13 protein-coding genes are annotated in these 16,238 nt (G+C 63.8%); 4 read left to right on the top strand and 9 right to left on the bottom strand.

Annotated features, from left to right (window positions below; translation table 11 throughout):
- Nucleotides 1–434: 434 nt before the first annotated feature.
- The 4 genes from JQ609_RS34460 to lepA all read right to left on the bottom strand — a co-directional run bounded on the left by JQ609_RS34460 (nucleotide 435) and on the right by lepA (nucleotide 5,401).
- Entirely contained in the window at nucleotides 435–890 is a 456-nt protein-coding gene (locus tag JQ609_RS34460; protein ID WP_212277064.1) for a DUF1801 domain-containing protein, read from the bottom strand.
- Between the two features lie 17 nt (nucleotides 891–907).
- Nucleotides 908–2,080, bottom strand: a complete 1,173-nt coding sequence (locus JQ609_RS34455; protein WP_212277062.1) for an acyl-CoA dehydrogenase family protein — start codon at nucleotides 2,078–2,080, stop codon at nucleotides 908–910.
- A 90-nt stretch (nucleotides 2,081–2,170) separates the two neighbouring features.
- Nucleotides 2,171–3,418, bottom strand: a complete 1,248-nt coding sequence (locus tag JQ609_RS34450; RefSeq protein ID WP_212209796.1) for an MFS transporter — start codon at nucleotides 3,416–3,418, stop codon at nucleotides 2,171–2,173.
- A 171-nt stretch (nucleotides 3,419–3,589) separates the two neighbouring features.
- A complete protein-coding gene (lepA, locus tag JQ609_RS34445) occupies nucleotides 3,590–5,401 on the bottom strand; it encodes a translation elongation factor 4 (protein WP_212277060.1) in 1,812 nt (603 codons plus the stop codon).
- 115 nt (nucleotides 5,402–5,516) lie between these two features.
- Between lepA and JQ609_RS34440 the strand changes: the two genes are divergently transcribed.
- Nucleotides 5,517–7,121, top strand: a complete 1,605-nt coding sequence (locus JQ609_RS34440; RefSeq protein ID WP_212277059.1) for a glycosyltransferase family 39 protein — start codon at nucleotides 5,517–5,519, stop codon at nucleotides 7,119–7,121.
- 20 nt (nucleotides 7,122–7,141) lie between these two features.
- Nucleotides 7,142–7,939, top strand: a complete 798-nt coding sequence (locus tag JQ609_RS34435; protein ID WP_212277057.1) for an SDR family NAD(P)-dependent oxidoreductase — start codon at nucleotides 7,142–7,144, stop codon at nucleotides 7,937–7,939.
- Nucleotides 7,940–8,122: 183 nt separating this feature from the next.
- On the opposite strand, the gene JQ609_RS34430 is transcribed toward JQ609_RS34435, so the two are convergent.
- The 5 genes from JQ609_RS34430 to JQ609_RS34410 form a co-directional block, all read right to left on the bottom strand.
- Complete coding sequence (locus tag JQ609_RS34430; RefSeq protein WP_212209792.1) at nucleotides 8,123–8,449, bottom strand: HPr family phosphocarrier protein; 327 nt, start codon at nucleotides 8,447–8,449, stop codon at nucleotides 8,123–8,125.
- The gene (locus JQ609_RS34425; protein WP_021076632.1) at nucleotides 8,446–8,847 is read right to left on the bottom strand and encodes a PTS sugar transporter subunit IIA; all 402 of its coding nucleotides are present in this window, start codon (nucleotides 8,845–8,847) and stop codon (nucleotides 8,446–8,448) included. The genes JQ609_RS34430 and JQ609_RS34425 overlap by 4 nt, the downstream gene beginning before the upstream one ends.
- 133 nt (nucleotides 8,848–8,980) lie before the next feature.
- Nucleotides 8,981–9,502 (bottom strand): HPr kinase/phosphorylase, encoded by a 522-nt coding sequence (locus JQ609_RS34420; RefSeq protein WP_212277055.1) that lies wholly within the window; start codon nucleotides 9,500–9,502, stop codon nucleotides 8,981–8,983.
- Nucleotides 9,499–11,310, bottom strand: coding sequence for a sensor histidine kinase (locus JQ609_RS34415; RefSeq protein ID WP_212277054.1), 1,812 nt, complete (start codon nucleotides 11,308–11,310; stop codon nucleotides 9,499–9,501). The genes JQ609_RS34420 and JQ609_RS34415 overlap by 4 nt, the downstream gene beginning before the upstream one ends.
- A 173-nt stretch (nucleotides 11,311–11,483) precedes the next feature.
- On the bottom strand, nucleotides 11,484–12,185 hold the full coding sequence (locus JQ609_RS34410; protein ID WP_016843287.1) for a response regulator transcription factor: 702 nt from the start codon (nucleotides 12,183–12,185) through the stop codon (nucleotides 11,484–11,486).
- 212 nt (nucleotides 12,186–12,397) lie between these two features.
- Here JQ609_RS34410 and JQ609_RS34405 point away from each other — a divergent pair, with 212 nt between their 5' ends.
- Both JQ609_RS34405 and JQ609_RS34400 read left to right on the top strand, forming a co-directional pair.
- Nucleotides 12,398–13,144 (top strand): HugZ family protein, encoded by a 747-nt coding sequence (locus JQ609_RS34405; RefSeq protein ID WP_212277052.1) that lies wholly within the window; start codon nucleotides 12,398–12,400, stop codon nucleotides 13,142–13,144.
- An 87-nt stretch (nucleotides 13,145–13,231) separates the two neighbouring features.
- Nucleotides 13,232–15,832: a CHAT domain-containing tetratricopeptide repeat protein gene (locus JQ609_RS34400; protein WP_212277066.1), complete on the top strand. Its 2,601-nt coding sequence runs from the start codon at nucleotides 13,232–13,234 to the stop codon at nucleotides 15,830–15,832.
- The last annotated feature ends 406 nt before the right edge of the window (nucleotides 15,833–16,238 follow it).

The following is a 16,238-nucleotide window of genomic DNA, read 5'->3' as shown; positions in this document are numbered from 1 at the left end:
GACGGAGTCAACCAAGAACTCGTCTCCGGGGAGAGCACGGCATAAGCCGTAAAGCCATTGCGCAGGGAAGGCCGGGTGTTCTCCGCTGCCCTGTATGCTCGTGTGCATTTTGTTTTGTGCAATCCGCACACGGGACCGCGGGTGCAGCGCGCACCCGGTCTTCCCTGCGCCCTCTCGATGAGAGGGCGGGAAGTCTCCAGCAAACCTCGGGCGCCATGCGTCGCGAGAAGGTGAAACTGCGTTTAGACCACGGTGCAGCAACAAACACCGCCGTCGTCCCGGCCTTGAGCCGGGACCCATAACCACAGGAAGAAGTTATGCGAAAGGTCTCTGTTACCGAGCCTTCACCGAGAGATCACGCGGTATGGGTCCCGGCTCAAGGCCGGGACGACGCGCGGAGCGAGCGCTGTGCGTCCTCGCAATAACGGTGGAGATTACTTCGCTCCCGCGCCCTTCCGCTTGCCCAAATGATACGTCAGCGCCAGCGCCACACAGTGACGCAACTCGGCTTCGGGCACCTTATCCTCCGCGCCAAGAAGGATGGCTCGGTTTCCTTCATAGCGCAGCTCCGGATAAAGCTCGCGAAACGTCTCGACCAGATTGGTCTGGCAATGGAAGTAAACCGCGTACTGCCCGGGGACCGGCTTAACCTGATCGATCCGAATGGTGCTGCCGCTTCTGGTCTCCGGCGTGAGATAGCTCGGCTGCCCCCATTTCAGCGCCTCTTCCAGCGCGCCGACGCCCTTGGTGGATTTTGCGGTGTCGAAGATCAGCCGGCGCAGCGCCAGCAATTTTGTCCGCACCGGCTTGGGATAGGCCTCGAAGACGGCTTCGACGGCGGAAGCCGGGTTTTTTGTGGGCTGCTTCTTTGCAGCTTTCGTCACGGCCATTTTCCTCACCAGTCTCCTCAGCGTGCCGTCGGCGGCGTGTCGAGATTGGCGAAAAGAATCGCCTTGCCGGCATCTTCGTAATGGGTATCGCGGGCCTGGATTTGCTGCGCGATGGCGTGCATGTCGCGAAACCGCCGCTCGAACTTGTTGGCGCTGAACACCGCGGTGGCGCCGGCCATGTGATAGGCGGTATCGACCACGGATGTCGATTGATGAATGGTCCAGGTCGCGGCGATCCGCAGCGCGATGCGGTGCTGCTCGGTGAGGGCGTCGCCGCGCGCCAGGTCGCGCCAGACTTCAGCGGCGGTGGTGTAGAGATAGGCGCGCGCGGCGCGCAGGCTCGCCTCGGTGCGCCCGATCAGGCCCTGCACGGCGTTGTTGTCGCGCATCGCCTTGAGGCCTTGCGGCGTCTTGCCGCGCGCCAGATCGGTGGCGGCATCCAGCGTCGCGCGCGCGACGCCGAGCGAGGTCGCGGCAAAGCCCATGCTGAACACCATGTTGGTGGAGAGCTTGTAGAGCGGGCCATGTTCGCGGAGCGCCGCAGGGTCGTCGCGCAGCGCCGCGAATTTGTCCGGGATGAACAGATTATCGACGGAGTAGGAATCGGTGCCGGTGCCGCGCAGACCGATGACGTCCCAGACGTCGTACATCGTGGCATCAGCCACCGGAAACAGGATCGTGCGGATTTCCGGCGAGCCGTCCGCCTTGCGCCGCGGACTGCCGTCGGCCTCGACAACCCTGACATGCGCGCCGAGCCAACTCGCCTGACGGGAGCCGCTGGCAAAATCCCAGCGCGCGCTGGCCTTATAGCCGCCGGGCACCACCTGCACTTCATGCTTGATCGCGCCCCAGGCGAGGATGCCGGGCGCGACGTTGAAAATCTCGCTGGCGGCCTCGGCATCGAGATAGGCGGCGGTCATGGCGCAGACGCTGCATTGGCCGAGGCACCAGGCGGTGGAGGCATCGGCCTTGGCGATCTCCTCCTGCATCTGCATGAAGATCTCGAGCGGCAACTCGGCGCCGCCGAGGCTCTGCGGCAGCAACGAACGATAAAGCCCGTTCTCGATCAGGGCGGTGGTCACATCAGGCGTCAGCCGCCGCGTCCGCTCGATCTCGTCGGCGTCGCGCGCGATCAATGGCTGCAGCATGCGCGCGCGCTCGACGAGGTCGAGGCCGGGGTGCTTGTTCATGCGCTTCCTCGCATTGTCTTGTTTTGTTTGCGCGAGGGGCGATGGTGGCCCATCCGCCGCCCTCGATCAAGGCGGCGGAGAATACGCATCTCAGGCTGCGGCGCGTCCGAGATCGAGCGACGGCTGCGATGGCCGCTTCGCCGATGGGAAACTCAGCGCCACCGCGACCGCCGTAATGCCGATCGCGAAGGAGCCGACGTAGAGCCAGTTATAGGCGTGGAAAGTGTCGAACACCCATCCGCCGGCCAACGGCCCCAGCGCCATGCCGAGGCTCGCAAAGGCGGAGACCGCGCCGAACACCGTGCCCATGATGCGCGCGCCGAAATATTCGCGCACCAGCACCGCATAGAGCGGCATCACGCCGCCATAGGCGAGTCCGAAGATCACAGACAGCGCATAGAACTCGCCGAGCTGGCCGACCGCGAGATAGGTCGCGACCGACATCGCCTGCACGAACAGCCCGCCGACCAGCACCGGCTTGGCGCCGAGGCGATCGGCCATGACGCCGAGCAGCAGCCGGCCGCCAAGTCCGGAGAATCCGGCAAGGCTGTAGACGGTGACGGCGGTCAGCGGCGCGATGCCGCAGATCATCGCGTAGCTCACCATGTGGAAGATCGGCCCCGAATGCGCCGCGCAGCAGGCGAAATGTGCCAATGCCAGCGTGATGAATTGCGGGGTACGCAACGCCTGCCCGACCGTCCATTGTACTTCCGGCACGTCAGGCCCGCCGCTCACGGGTGCTGCGGCCGGCGGCGCCGGACGCACCAGGAACGATGCCGGGATCAACAGCGCCCAGGACGCGATGCCGATCACCAGCATCGCCGTGCGCCAGTCATAGGCCGTGATCAAATAGCTTGCGAAGGGTGCAATCGTCAGCGGCGACACGCCCATGCCGGCCGACACCAGCGCCACCGCGAGGCTGCGGCGATGTTCGATCCAGGCGCTCGCCGCCGCGACCATCGGCGCATAGAAACTGCCCGCCGCGATCCCGATCAATACGCCGAAGAAAAACTGGAATTGCCAGAGGCTTGCGGCCTGGCTCGCGCCGACCAGGCCGATGCCCAGCAGCACCGCGCCGGCCAAAACCACGATGCGGGTGCCGAACCGGTCGGACAGCGCGCCCCAGAAGAACGCGGCAAATCCCATGGCAAGGAAATCGATCGTCGCTGCGGCCGAGACGCCGCTGACCGACCAGCCGGTATCCGTCGCAATCGGCTGCAGAAACACCGCCAGCGACAGCATTGTGCCGAAGCCGACACAGGTCATCAGCGCGCCAGCGCCGACGACGACCCAGCCATAGGAGGAGCCGGGCTGGGAGAAACCGGCGGGCTTGCTCATGCGTTTCCTCGCGCTTGTAATATTTTTTGTGTGCGCGGGACGATGGTGACCTATCCGCCGCGGCAGAGCAAGGCGGCGGACGAATGGCCGGTCACAGGTTTTCGCATCTCACCGCCAGGGTTTGGGCGGCGCAGGTCGTTGAGCCAGCGGGCAAAGTGCGCGAAGCGCGCCTCAGCTATCCACCTTCAGCGCGGCGATGAAGGCTTCCTGCGGGATGTCGACCTTGCCGAACTGCCGCATCTTCTTCTTGCCTTCCTTCTGCTTCTCCAGAAGCTTGCGCTTGCGCGTGATGTCGCCGCCGTAGCATTTCGCGGTGACGTCCTTGCGCAGCGCGCGGACGGTTTCGCGGGCGATCACCTTGCCGCCGATCGCGGCCTGGATCGGGATCTGGAACATGTGCGGCGGGATCAGTTCCTTCATCCGCTCGACCATGGCGCGGCCGCGGCCTTCGGCCCGGGTGCGATGCACCAGCATCGACAATGCGTCGACCGGCTCGTTGTTGACGAGGATCTGCATCTTGACGAGATCGGCGGGCTTGTAGTCGGTGAGATGGTAGTCGAACGAGGCGTAGCCCTTCGAGACCGATTTGAGCCGGTCGTAGAAATCGAACACGACTTCATTGAGCGGCAGATCATATTTCACCATCGCGCGCGAGCCGACATAGGTCAGCTCCTTCTGCGAACCGCGGCGGTCCTGGCACAGTTTCAGGACGCTGCCGAGATATTCGTCCGGGGTCAGGATGGTGGCTTCGATCCACGGCTCCTGGATCTCGGCGATCTTGACCACGTCGGGCATGTCGACGGGATTGTGGATCTCGATCTCCTGCCCATCGGTGAGGTGCATCTTGTAGATCACGCTCGGCGCGGTCGCGATCAGGTTGAGATCGAATTCGCGCTGCAGGCGCTCCTGGATGATTTCCAGATGCAGCAGCCCGAGGAAGCCGCAGCGGAAACCGAAGCCGAGCGCGGCAGAGGTTTCCATCTCGAACGAGAAGCTCGCATCATTGAGGCGCAGCTTGCCCATCGCCGCGCGCAACGTTTCGAAGTCGTCGGCATCGACCGGGAACAGGCCGCAGAACACCACGGGGATCGCCGGCTTGAAGCCCGGCAGCATGTCGGTGATCGGCTTGCGATCGTCGGTGATGGTGTCGCCCACTCTCGTGTCGGCGACTTCCTTGATCGCCGCGGTGATGAAGCCGATCTCGCCGGGGCCGAGTTCGTCGACCTGCGTCATCTTCGGGGTAAAGAAGCCGACGCGCTCGACGTCATAGGCGGCATTGGTGCCCATCATGCGGATGCGGCTGCCCTTCTTCATCGTGCCGTCGACGACACGAATGAGGACGACGACGCCGAGATAGACGTCGTACCAGCTGTCCACCAGCAGCGCCTTCAGCGTCGCCTCGCGGTCGCCCTTCGGCGGCGGCAGGCGGGTGACGATGGCTTCCAGCACGTCGGGAATGCCAAGCCCGGTCTTGGCCGAGATCATCACCGCGTCGGCGGCGCTGATGCCGATCACGTCCTCGATCTGCTGCCTGACCTTTTCAGGTTCGGCCGCGGGCAGGTCGACCTTGTTGAGCACCGGCACGATCTCATGACCCGCGTCGAGCGCGTGGTAGACGTTGGCGAGCGTCTGCGCCTCGACGCCCTGGCTGGCGTCGACCACCAGCAGCGATCCTTCACAGGCCGCCAGCGAGCGCGAGACTTCGTAGGCGAAGTCGACATGGCCCGGCGTGTCCATCAAGTTGAAGATGTAATCCTTGCCGTCCTTGGCATGGTATTTCAGCCGGACGGTCTGCGCCTTGATGGTGATGCCGCGCTCGCGCTCGATATCCATGGAATCGAGCACCTGCTCCTTGCCCGCCATTTCGCGATCGGTCAGCCCGCCGGTGGTCTGGATCAGGCGGTCGGCCAGCGTCGATTTACCATGGTCGATATGGGCGACGATGGAGAAGTTGCGGATGTTGGAAATCGGGGCAGTTGTCATGGGGCGCGGGATAGCATTCACATCCCCGTGCGGCAACCATATTGCTGTATTTTAAGGGGCATTCTTCACGCCAAGCCGATTCCACGCGCGCCAAAAACGCGCTACGCACTCCTCCATGTCGACTGCATCAATTTTACCCGCCGCCGCGCGTTCCAGGCGCAGGTGGTCCGTCCGGCGGCTGGCGGCATGGCTGGCCGCGCGCGCCAGCGATCCCAAGGGCGCTTTGTGGCTGGTGAGCGGCTTTGCCGTGGTCCATGCCGCGCTCTGGACGCTGATCCTGGTCAATCTGAAGACCGGCCAGGACATCCATATGGACGTCGCCGAGGCGTTCGGCTGGGGCCAGAAGTTCCTGCTCGGCTATGGCAAGCATCCGCCGCTGTCGGGATGGGTGGCGGGCGCCTGGTTCAGGCTGTTCCCGGTCACCGATTGGGCGACCTATGCGCTGGCGATGACGACGCTGGGCCTGGGGCTGGTGATCTGCTGGCTGCTGGCGCTGCGTGTGGTCGATCACCGCCGCGCCTTCCTCGTCGTGGTGATGCTCGCGCTCTATCCGATCTTCAACTTCAAGGGCTTCAAGTACAATCCGGACCTGCTGCAGCTGGTGACGCTGCCGCTTCTCGTGCTGGCCTATCTCGACGCGTTCGAGAAGCGCAGCGTGAAATCCGGATGGTTGCTTGGGATCGCCGGTGCGCTGGCGCTGATGACCAAATACTGGGCGCTGACCATGATCGGCGCCATCGGCCTCGCCGCGCTGATCCACCCGCAGCGCCTGCAATTCCTGCGCTCGCCGGCACCGTGGGTGGCTATCTTCGTGCTCGTCGTGGCGATGGTCCCGCATTTGATCTGGCTGAGGGACGTGAACTTCGTCCCGTTCACCTATGCCGGCGAAATCTATTCGCTCACCGACCGCCGCATGATCGATAACCTGGCGCTCGGTTATGTCGGCCATAATCTCGCGCTGCTGGCGTTGCCGGTGGTGCTGGCGGGAGTAGCGCTGGCGTGGCCGTCGCGCTGGCGCAAGCCGTCTTTTGCGTTCTGGTCGCGCGGTGCGAATGCCAGCGTCAACCGCGCACAGGCGCTCAATGTCTGGCTGATCCAGGCGGTGGTGGCGATCGGGCCGCCGCTCGGCGCGGTGCTGTTCCAAGTCTACATCAAGACCGATTGGGGCATCCCGCTGTTCTTCCTGGTACCGCTGGCGCTGATCGCGATCCCGGCGCTGCGCGTGCGGCAGCTGGCGCTGTTTCGGCTGACCGCGACCTGGCTGGTGCTTACACTGGCGGTGTTGGTCGTATCGCCGCAGATCGCTGCCTACGATGCCGGCCAGCATCGCAACGAAGGCGCCAGCTACCGGGCGCGCTCCGAACTTGCGCGCGAGCTTACCGAGGTCTGGCACCGGCGGTTTTTCTCAGCCTTGCCCGTGGTGGCCGCCTACAGCGATATCGGCCATCCCGTCACCTTCTACAGCGTCGATCATCCGGCGGTCCTGACGCCGTACGAGCCGTGGTCGTCGGGCCTGACCTCGCTCGAGGAGGCCAAGCGATCCGGCTTCATCGGGATCTGCGAGACCGGCGACTGGAAGTTCGAAAGATGCGAGGCATGGATGAAGGACCATGCCGCCAATGGCGAGCGCATGGTGATCACCACGCGAAGGTTTTTCTCAGGGGGGCCGGGCCCCGCCACGATCTGGAACGTGATAGTGGTGCCGCCGGAAAAGAAATAAAAAGAGAATTGGGGAAAAGCATGAATCTCGATTTGTCTGGAAAGACCGCGCTGGTCACCGGCTCGACGCGCGGCATCGGGCTCGCAACCGCCATCGGGCTTGCGCGTATGGGCGCGGAAGTCATCGTCAACGGAAGAGAGCAAGCGGCCGTCACCGAAGCCATGTCAAAGGTTCAGCAAGCCGCGCCTGCGGCCGAGGTGCACTCGGCGGCGGTCGATCTCGGGGGCGCCGAGGGATGTGCCGCGCTTACGGCGCAGTTCCCCGAGGTCGACATCCTCGTCAACAATCTCGGTATCTACGAGCCGAAGGGATTCTTCGATATCGAGGATTCCGACTGGACGAGGATGTTCGAAGTCAACGTCATGAGCGGCGTGCGTCTGACCCGGCATTATCTGAAGCGGATGCTTGATAACAAGGACTGGGGCCGCGTCGTGTTCGTCTCCAGCGAATCCGGCGTCTTCATTCCCAAGGAGATGGTTCACTACGGCTTCTCCAAGGCCGCCCAGCTCGTGGTGGCGCGCGGCGCCGCCGAACTCACCAAGGCGACCAACGTGACCGTCAATTCGGTCATGCCGGGGCCGACCTGGGTCGAGATGGCGCCGGTGCGGCTGGCCGCGCGTGCCAAGGGCATGGGAACGACCGTCGACGACCTCGTCGCGCGCACCTTCAGCGAACGGCGGCCGGCCTCGCTGTTGCAGCGCTACGCCGAGCCCGAGGAGATCGCCAATCTGATCTGCTACGTCTGTTCGAAAGCCTCCAGCGCCACCAACGGCGCCGCTTTGCGCGCCGACGGCGGCATCGTCACCAATCCGTTTTGACGAGACTCCCTCGCCCCGCTCTTGCGGGGTCGAGACGAGCTATGCTCGCTCTTAGAGGGTTGGGGTGAGGGGCTCTATCCGCGAGCTCGATGTTGCGGTTGGACCTGTACCCCCTCACCCGGATCGCAAGTGCGACCGACCTCTCCCGCAAGCGGGGCGAGGTGACAAAGAGGCGCTGGTGCCTCACACGCCTTCTTCGTTGAACTTGTCGGCGACAAGACCCGCGATCGCATCGACCGCGGCCTGCGCCTCTGGGCCGGTGGCGGAAACCGTCACCGTGGTGCCGGGGCCTGCCGCCAGCATCATCAATCCCATGATCGAGGTGCCGCCGACGGTCTCATTGCCGCGCGTCACCCAGACCTCGGCGTTGAAACGCTCGACCATCTGCACGAATTTGGCCGACGCGCGCGCGTGCAGTCCGCGTTTGTTGATGATGAGAAGTTCGCGGGAAATGGCGCCTGAAGGCACGCTCGGCCCGACGTCGTTTCCGGGCGCGGCCTCGTCGCTCATTTGCCGGCAAGCACGCGGCTGGCGATGGTGACGTATTTGCGACCGGCTTCCTGGGCCATCGCGATGGCGTCCGGAAGCGAGCGCTCTTCGCGCACCTTGGCAAGCTTCACCAGCATGGGAAGGTTGATACCTGCGAGTACTTCCACCTTGGGGCGGCTCATGCAGGAGATCGCAAGGTTGGAGGGGGTGCCACCGAACATGTCGGTAAGGATAGCAACTCCATCGCCACTGTCGACGCGATTCACCGCTTCGATAATGTCGCTTCGACACAAATCGGAGTCGTCCTCGGCCCCGATCGTAATCGCTTCAATTTGTTTCTGCGGACCCATGACATGTTCGAGCGCCGCCCTGAACTCGTCGGCAAGGCGCCCATGGGTCACAAGCACTAGACCAATCATCGGAAACTCCTCGCGGGTGCTTTTGGTGCACCGCACGAACGCGCCACTTTGACCATCCAGAGGCCCCGCGCAAGAGGGCATCTTGGCTATTCTCCCGGAAACTTGGTGGCAGAGAGGGGAGCCTGCGCCGGTCTTATTCGGTCGCGATAGTGGGGCTTATATGGTTACCAAACCCCTTCACACAATCGGCCGTATTATTACCGGAAGGTGAACTTTCAGTTGTCGTCAGCGCGGCGACAACCAGCGGAAGGGGCTGAAAGCCGCTTTCGACAGGGATTCTCGGTACCAAAACACCATTAAGACTGACTACGAGGGCTTCCGGCGGCGGCAGCCGTTCCGCATCATCAGCCGCGAGATCGACAACCAGACCGACTACCGCCTCGCTGACGCAATCACAGCGGCGAATCCCGAGGCCCCGGATTTCGATCAGGCCGGCCAGTTCGGCCGCCGGGCGGACCCACAATTCTCCGGCCAGTGTGCCCAGATGGACACGGTCATCGCCGACCAAAACGGCCGGCGGAACCTGGCCGGTACGGCCGGCCATAATCAGGTCGAAGGCCAGCCGTGACTTGCCGGAACCCGAGGGCCCGCGGATCAGGACGGCGCGGTCGCCAACCAGCACGGCGGAGGCGTGCACGCTGGCATTCTCAGTCATGGCGTCGGCAGCCTGACCACGAAGCGCGCGCCGGATACCGTCGGGTTGCCGTCGGCGTCGGCCGGACCGGCGCGGTTTTCCGCCCAGATACGCCCGCCATGGGCCTCGATGATCTGCTTGGAGATCGACAGGCCGAGGCCGGAATTCTGGCCAAAACCCTGATGCGGCCGGTCGGTGTAAAAGCGCTCGAAGATGCGTTCGAGCGCATCCTCGCCGATGCCCGGGCCGTCGTCGTCGACCACGATTTCGATTTCCGAACGCACGCGGCGGCAGACGATGCGCACCTTGCCGCCGGCGTGGGAGAAGGATTGAGCGTTCGACAGCAGGTTGGAGATCACCTGGCCGAGCCGCGAATCATGGCCGGGAACCGAGAAGGTATCGGTCGGGCTGCGGCCCTCGAAGCGCGCCTCGACGGAGACGTCGTGGCCGAGCTTGGTTTCATTGGCGACCGAGGTCAGCGTCGTCAGCAAGCGCCTGAAATCGACCGGGGCCATATCCTGCCGCTGCAGTTCGGCGTCGAGGCGGCTAGCGTCGGAAATGTCTGAGATCAGCCGGTCGAGCCGCCTGACGTCGTGTTCGATGACGGCGAGCAGCCGCGCGCGGCTGTTTTCGTTGCGCGCCAGCGGCAGCGTTTCCACCGCCGAGCGCAGCGAGGTCAGCGGGTTCTTCAGTTCATGGGCGACGTCGGCGGCGAACATCTCGATCGCCTCGATGCGGCTGTAGAGCGCGTTGGTCATGTCGCGCAGCGCGCCGGAGAGATGGCCGATCTCGTCGCGGCGGCGGGTGAAGTCGGGAATTTCGACACGGGTCTGGATGCGGCGGCGAACGCGCTCGGCGCCGTCGGCCAGTCGCCGCACTGGACCGGCGATCGTGCTCGCCAGCAGCAGCGACAATACGATCATGACGGCGGAGGCGACGCCGCCGATTTTCAGGATCGCCCAGCGCTCGGCGCCGACCATCTGGTCGATGTCGTCGCCCTGGGTCGTGAGCATCAGCGCGCCACGCACCGCGCGGAAGTGCTGCACCGGCACCGCCACCGACACGATGACCGCGCCGCGCTCATTGACGCGGACCATGCTGCTCTTCTGGCCGCCCAGCGATTGCGCGACTTCCTGATAGCCTTTGCCGCCCTCGGGGCCGAGTTCGCGATAGATCGGCAGATCGCCGCGATTGAACCAGGTACGGATCGCGGTCAGCGTCCGCTCGGCGATATTGGGCTTGTCGGCCGACGGTGGTGGCAATTCGAACCGCAGCACGTCGCCGCGGGCAAACAGATTGCGGCTGTCCAGGATAAGCCCGCCTTCTCGGTCGAAAATACGTGCGCGCGTCTTGGTCGGCGCGATCAGACGGCGCAACACCGGCGCGACGCGCTCCGGGTTGATCGGAAAGTCGGAATACTCGTCCGGGATGCCATAGCTTTCTCCGGGCTTCAGATCGAGCAGGCGGTCGGGATCGACGGTGATGGTGCCGCCCTCGACGGTGGCCGAGGTCGCGACCGCTTCGGAGATGATCTCGGCATACACCAGCAAGCTCTGCGCGCGCGCCTCGATCAGGCCGGCGCGGAACTGCGACAGATAGAGGATGCTCGCCACCAGCGCGACGAGGCCCGCCAGGTTGAGCGAGACGATGCGGCGGGTGAGACTGGAGAAAGAGAGTGCAAAGAAGAATTGTCCGGCGCGACGGAGCCAGCCCAGCGGCCGCCACCAGCCCTGGCTCTGCGCCTTGTCGTCGGCAACGTAATCCCGATCGAGGGACGCAGATGCGTCCTCGTTGTTCCGGCCTCGATCAGGCTGCGTTCGATCTAGCAATGGCTAAAACTGCCGGTTGTCTCGACTGTCCCTGCAAAGCGCTGCTCGCGCGCTCAATCCTACCCCAGACGCGCCAAGGCGTCAGTTAACGAGCCGCTTGAGCATGATCCGGAAAAGTGGACACCGGTTTTCCGAAAAGATCATGCTCAAACAAAAAAGACCAAAAGTGCAGATCAGGCTTCCTTGAAGCGATAGCCGACGCCGTAAAGCGTCTCGATCATCTCGAAATCGTCGTCCACCACCTTGAACTTCTTGCGCAGCCGCTTGATGTGGCTGTCGATGGTGCGGTCGTCGACATAGACCTGATCGTCATAGGCCGCGTCCATCAGCGCGTTGCGGCTTTTCACCACACCGGGCCGCGTCGCCAAGGCCTGCAGGATCAGGAACTCGGTCACCGTCAGCGTCACCGGCTCGTTCTTCCAGGTGCAGGTGTGACGCTCCGGATCCATTCGCAGCAGGCCGCGGTCGAGCGCACGCGCATCCGGCTCCTTCGGTGCGGCGGTCGGATCCTTGGGCTGTCCCCTGCGCAGCACGGCCTTGACGCGCTCGACCAGCAGGCGCTGGGAGAACGGCTTGCGGATGAAATCGTCGGCGCCCATCTTGAGGCCGAACAATTCGTCGATCTCTTCATCCTTGGAGGTGAGGAAGATGACCGGCAGATCGGACTTCTGCCGCAGCCGCCGCAGCGTCTCCATACCGTCCATGCGCGGCATCTTGATGTCGAGGATCGCAAGGTCCGGCGGCGAGGTGCGGAAACCATCGAGCGCCGACGCACCATCCGTATAGGTCATGATGCGATAGCCTTCGGCTTCGAGCGCGATCGAGACGGAAGTGAGAATGTTGCGGTCGTCATCGACCAAGGCGATTGTGGGCATGAGCCTGCTTTCGAAAGAGAAGTGGCTTAAACGGCGGGCAACTCAGCCATGCGCCGTATAAATGAGCTTCGTATTCGGTCTACGAGCAATGCAAGCTGGGCTGAAGTGTGACCGAGTTCCGCAAAACGTTCCGCGAACGATGCGTAGCCCCCATATAGCACCCTCAAGGCCTGAGAAAAGGCCCTTTTTGCAGTAAAATGGCTGGAAAACCCATGCAACCGACCGCTGATTTTAATGCTTCCAAACTGGCCCGCTCGCTGCTGCGGCGCAGCCGGCAGGGCGGGTTGGGAACCCTGATGGCCGGCAGCGGCGACCCCTATTGCTCGCTGGTCAACATTGCCTGTCATTTTGATGCGTCGCCCATCCTGCTGATCTCCCGGCTGGCGCTGCATACGAAGAATATTCTGGCCGATAACAGGGTCTCGCTGATGCTGGACGAGCGCGCCGCCGGCGACCCCCTGGAGGGCGCCAGGATCATGCTCGCAGGCCGGGCCGAGGAGGCCGCGGGCGACCAGGCCGAGATCCTGCGCCGGCGCTACCTCAACGCCCATCCATCCGCGCAAGTCTTTGTAGATTTTAAGGATTTTTCGTTTTTCCGGATCGTGCCAACGGGCGCCCATCTGGTCGCCGGCTTTGGCCGGATCATCGACGTGACCCCCGAGCAGTTCCTGACCGATGTCAGCGATGCCGAGGGGCTGTTGGAAGCCGAACAGGGCGCCGTGGAACACATGAACGAGGACCACCGCGAGGCGATGAACCTCTACGCGACGCGCCTGCTCGGGGCAGGTAGCGCCGACTGGGCCTGCACCGGCTGCGACCCCGATGGCATGGATATGCAGGCAGGCAGCGTCACGCTGCGGCTGGATTTCCCGGAACGGGTCACCAACGGGACTGCCTTACGCAAGATGCTGGTCCGGCTGGCGGGCGAGGCCCGGGCCAAAGAGCCCGCCAGTCCTTGAGTGCCGGAATTTGAACGGCGGCAGCCGCTCGCGCGACCTAATCCACACTCCCGCGCGAATTGGCCAAAGGTTAAGCCCGCATCATGAATTCCCGCACTCGCAGGGCTCACGCTTTTCGCAAGCACGTGTCTCAGCGCGCCGTCCTCGGCGCAAAAAAGCGAGACCGCGGCGCTCAGCGCCAAAATCAACGACCTCAGCCGCGCCGGAAAATATGCCGAAGCTGTCGCGCTGGCGCAGGGGCAGGTCGAATCCCTGGAGAAGAAATACGGCCCCGCGCATCGCGACGTCGGAGCCGCGCTGAATAATCTGGCGCAGCTTTATGGCAGTCAGGGCAGGGACGCTGACGCCGAACCGCTGTCGAGGCGAGCGATCGCGATCCTGGAGAAGACAACTGGCGCCGGATCGCCGGAGATCGCTGCCGCGCTAAACAATCTCGCGGCGCTCTATCAGCGCCAGGAGCGCTACGCCGAAGCTGAGCCGCTGTTCAAGCGGGCGCTGGCGATCCGTGAGCGGTCGCTGGGATCCGGGCATCCCGACGTCGCGCAGTCCCTGAACAATCTGGGCACCCATTACGAGAAGCAGGGCCGCCATGACGACTCCCGGCCGTTGTTCAGGCGCGCGCTGGCGATCTATGAGAAAGCGGCGGGTCCTGAACATCCCGCGGTCGCGACGCTTCTGAACAATCTCGGCCAGGTCGAGAAGGTCGAGGGCCACTTCGCCAAGGCGGAGCCGCTGATCAAGCGCTCGCTGGCGATCCGCGAGAAGGTCCTCGGCCCCGATCATCCCGATGTGGCGCGCTCGCTGAACAATCTGGCGGAGCTCTACGATGGGCCGACGGACCGCGTCCGCGAGGCCGAGCGGCTTTTCGAGCGGGCGCTGGCAATCCGTGAACGCGCGGTCGGTCCGGATCATCCGGATACCGCCAGATCCATGAACAATCTGGCGCTCTTCCAGGCGAATACAGGTTATCCGGAAAAGGCGTTGCCGCTGGCATTGCGGCTGGTCGCAAGCGGGCGCGGCGAACTCTATGCCGTCCTCTCGGTGCTGGCGGATGCCGAGCGCAACAAACTGATACCGACCGACCAGGCTGTCGATGCGATGCTCAATGCGATCCAGCGCGGCACGCAGTCGTCGGCGGCGTCGGCTGTCAACAAATTGGCCGTGCGGCTCGCCGCGGGTAACGACCGGCTCGCCGAACTGGTTCGCCGCGATCAGGATCTCGCAACGGAGGCCGAAGCCCTGGACAAGGCTCTGGTGGCGGCGGTCTCCAAAGAGCGATCGAAGCGTGACCTTGCGGCCGAGCAGCGGAGCAAGGCCCGGCTCGCCGCCATTTCGAGCGAGCACCCGTCGTTGCAAAAGACCTTGTCTGCTGAGTTTCCAGATTACGCCGCGCTGTCTAATCCGCTGCCGATGACGGTGAAGGAGATCCAGTCGTTGCTGTCAGGCGACGAGGCGATGGTGCTGCTCACGGCCACGGTGAAGGACAGCTACGCCATTGCGATCACGCGCGAGGGTTTTGACTGGTCCCCGATCGGGCGTGGCTCGGAAGAGATGTACAAATTGGTCGCGGATTTCCGCCGTGGACTGGATATCGCCAATGCCGGCGATACGTCCGGCAAATCCACGCTGTTCAATCTCGAATTCTCCCACTGGATGTACAACCACCTGCTGGGGCGCGTCGAGACGCGGCTAAAGGGCAAGCGCAGCCTTTTGATTGTTCCGACAGGCGCGTTGACGGCGCTGCCGTTTCATTTGCTGGTGACGGAGAAGCCGCCGGCCGCGATCCCGGAAAAACTCGACGGTTACCGCGATGCCGCCTGGCTGCTCAAGCGTCACGCGGTGTCGGTGTTGCCGTCGGTCGCAAGCCTGAAGACGCTGCGGGCGATTGCCCGCAGGGATCAAACCACCAAACCGATGACCGGTTTCGGCGATCCGCTGTTCAATCCGTTGCACGATAGCAGCGGCGACAAGCGCGGCGCAGCCAAGCCGGCGACGATCAAGTCCGCGGCGCGCGGCGTCACCAACGTCGCCTATACCGACTTCTGGCAAGGCGCCGGCGTCGATCGCGCGCGGCTCTCTCGCGTGCTGTCGCAATTGCCTGACACCGCCGACGAACTCAATGCGGTCGCAAAGGATCTCGGCGTTTCCGAAAGCGATATTCATCTCGGCGAGAATGCCAGCGAAACCACGGTCAAGCGTGCCCGGCTCGCCGATTACAGCATCGTCTATTTCGCCACCCACGGCCTCGTCGCCGGTGACGTGAAGGGGATCGCTGAGCCCTCGCTGGTGCTGAGCATTCCGAAGCAGCCGTCCGAACTCGACGACGGCCTGCTCACGTCGAGCGAAGTGGCGCAGCTGAAACTCAACGCCGATTGGGTGGTGCTGTCAGCCTGCAACACGATCGCCGGCGACAAGCCTGGCGCCGAAGCGCTTTCGGGATTGGCGCGATCGTTCTTCTATGCCGGCGCGCGTGCATTGCTGGCGTCGCACTGGGCAGTGGATTCCGCGGCCGCCACGCGGTTGACGACATCGACGTTCGACCGGCTCAAGGCCGACCCGAAGCTTGGCCGGGCCGAGGCGCTGCGCCAGTCAATGCTGGCCTATCTCAACGATGCTTCCTCGCCCCGAAATGCCTATCCGGCATTCTGGGCGCCGTTTGCGCTGATCGGCGAGGGTGCGACCCGCTAAAATCAGATTGTGCGACGCAATAACTGAATGGTAGCGCTATCGCGCGGCTGATGGTCGCGCGTTGAGCGTGCGTGTTCGCCCCCGCGCCGCAGCAAGTGCTTGATCTGGATCAAGGCCTTGTCTGGAATAAACCAAAACGCGTTGGATCGGCTTGGCAAGCACGGCGTTGCCAAGTATTAGGTCGCCGGACCGGAGCCGGAAGGCTATATTCAGTGGTCACCGCGACAGAAGCGCGTTTAGCGGCATTCGCGCGATCGAGATACGCGGGTTCGAGGAGGTTCTTCGTGCAAGAGACGGGTCTACGTAACGGTGCCTTTGGCGCCGATAAATTCGGTTTAAAGAAACTCAAAGAGGTTCGCTGGAACCTCGGAGCGCCGCAGCTCTACCAATATTCGCTGTCGTCAGG

This window comes from Bradyrhizobium sp. AUGA SZCCT0169 (genome assembly GCF_018130085.1).
GTDB lineage: Bacteria > Pseudomonadota > Alphaproteobacteria > Rhizobiales > Xanthobacteraceae > Bradyrhizobium.
This window is presented reverse-complemented; position numbering and strand designations above follow the sequence as displayed.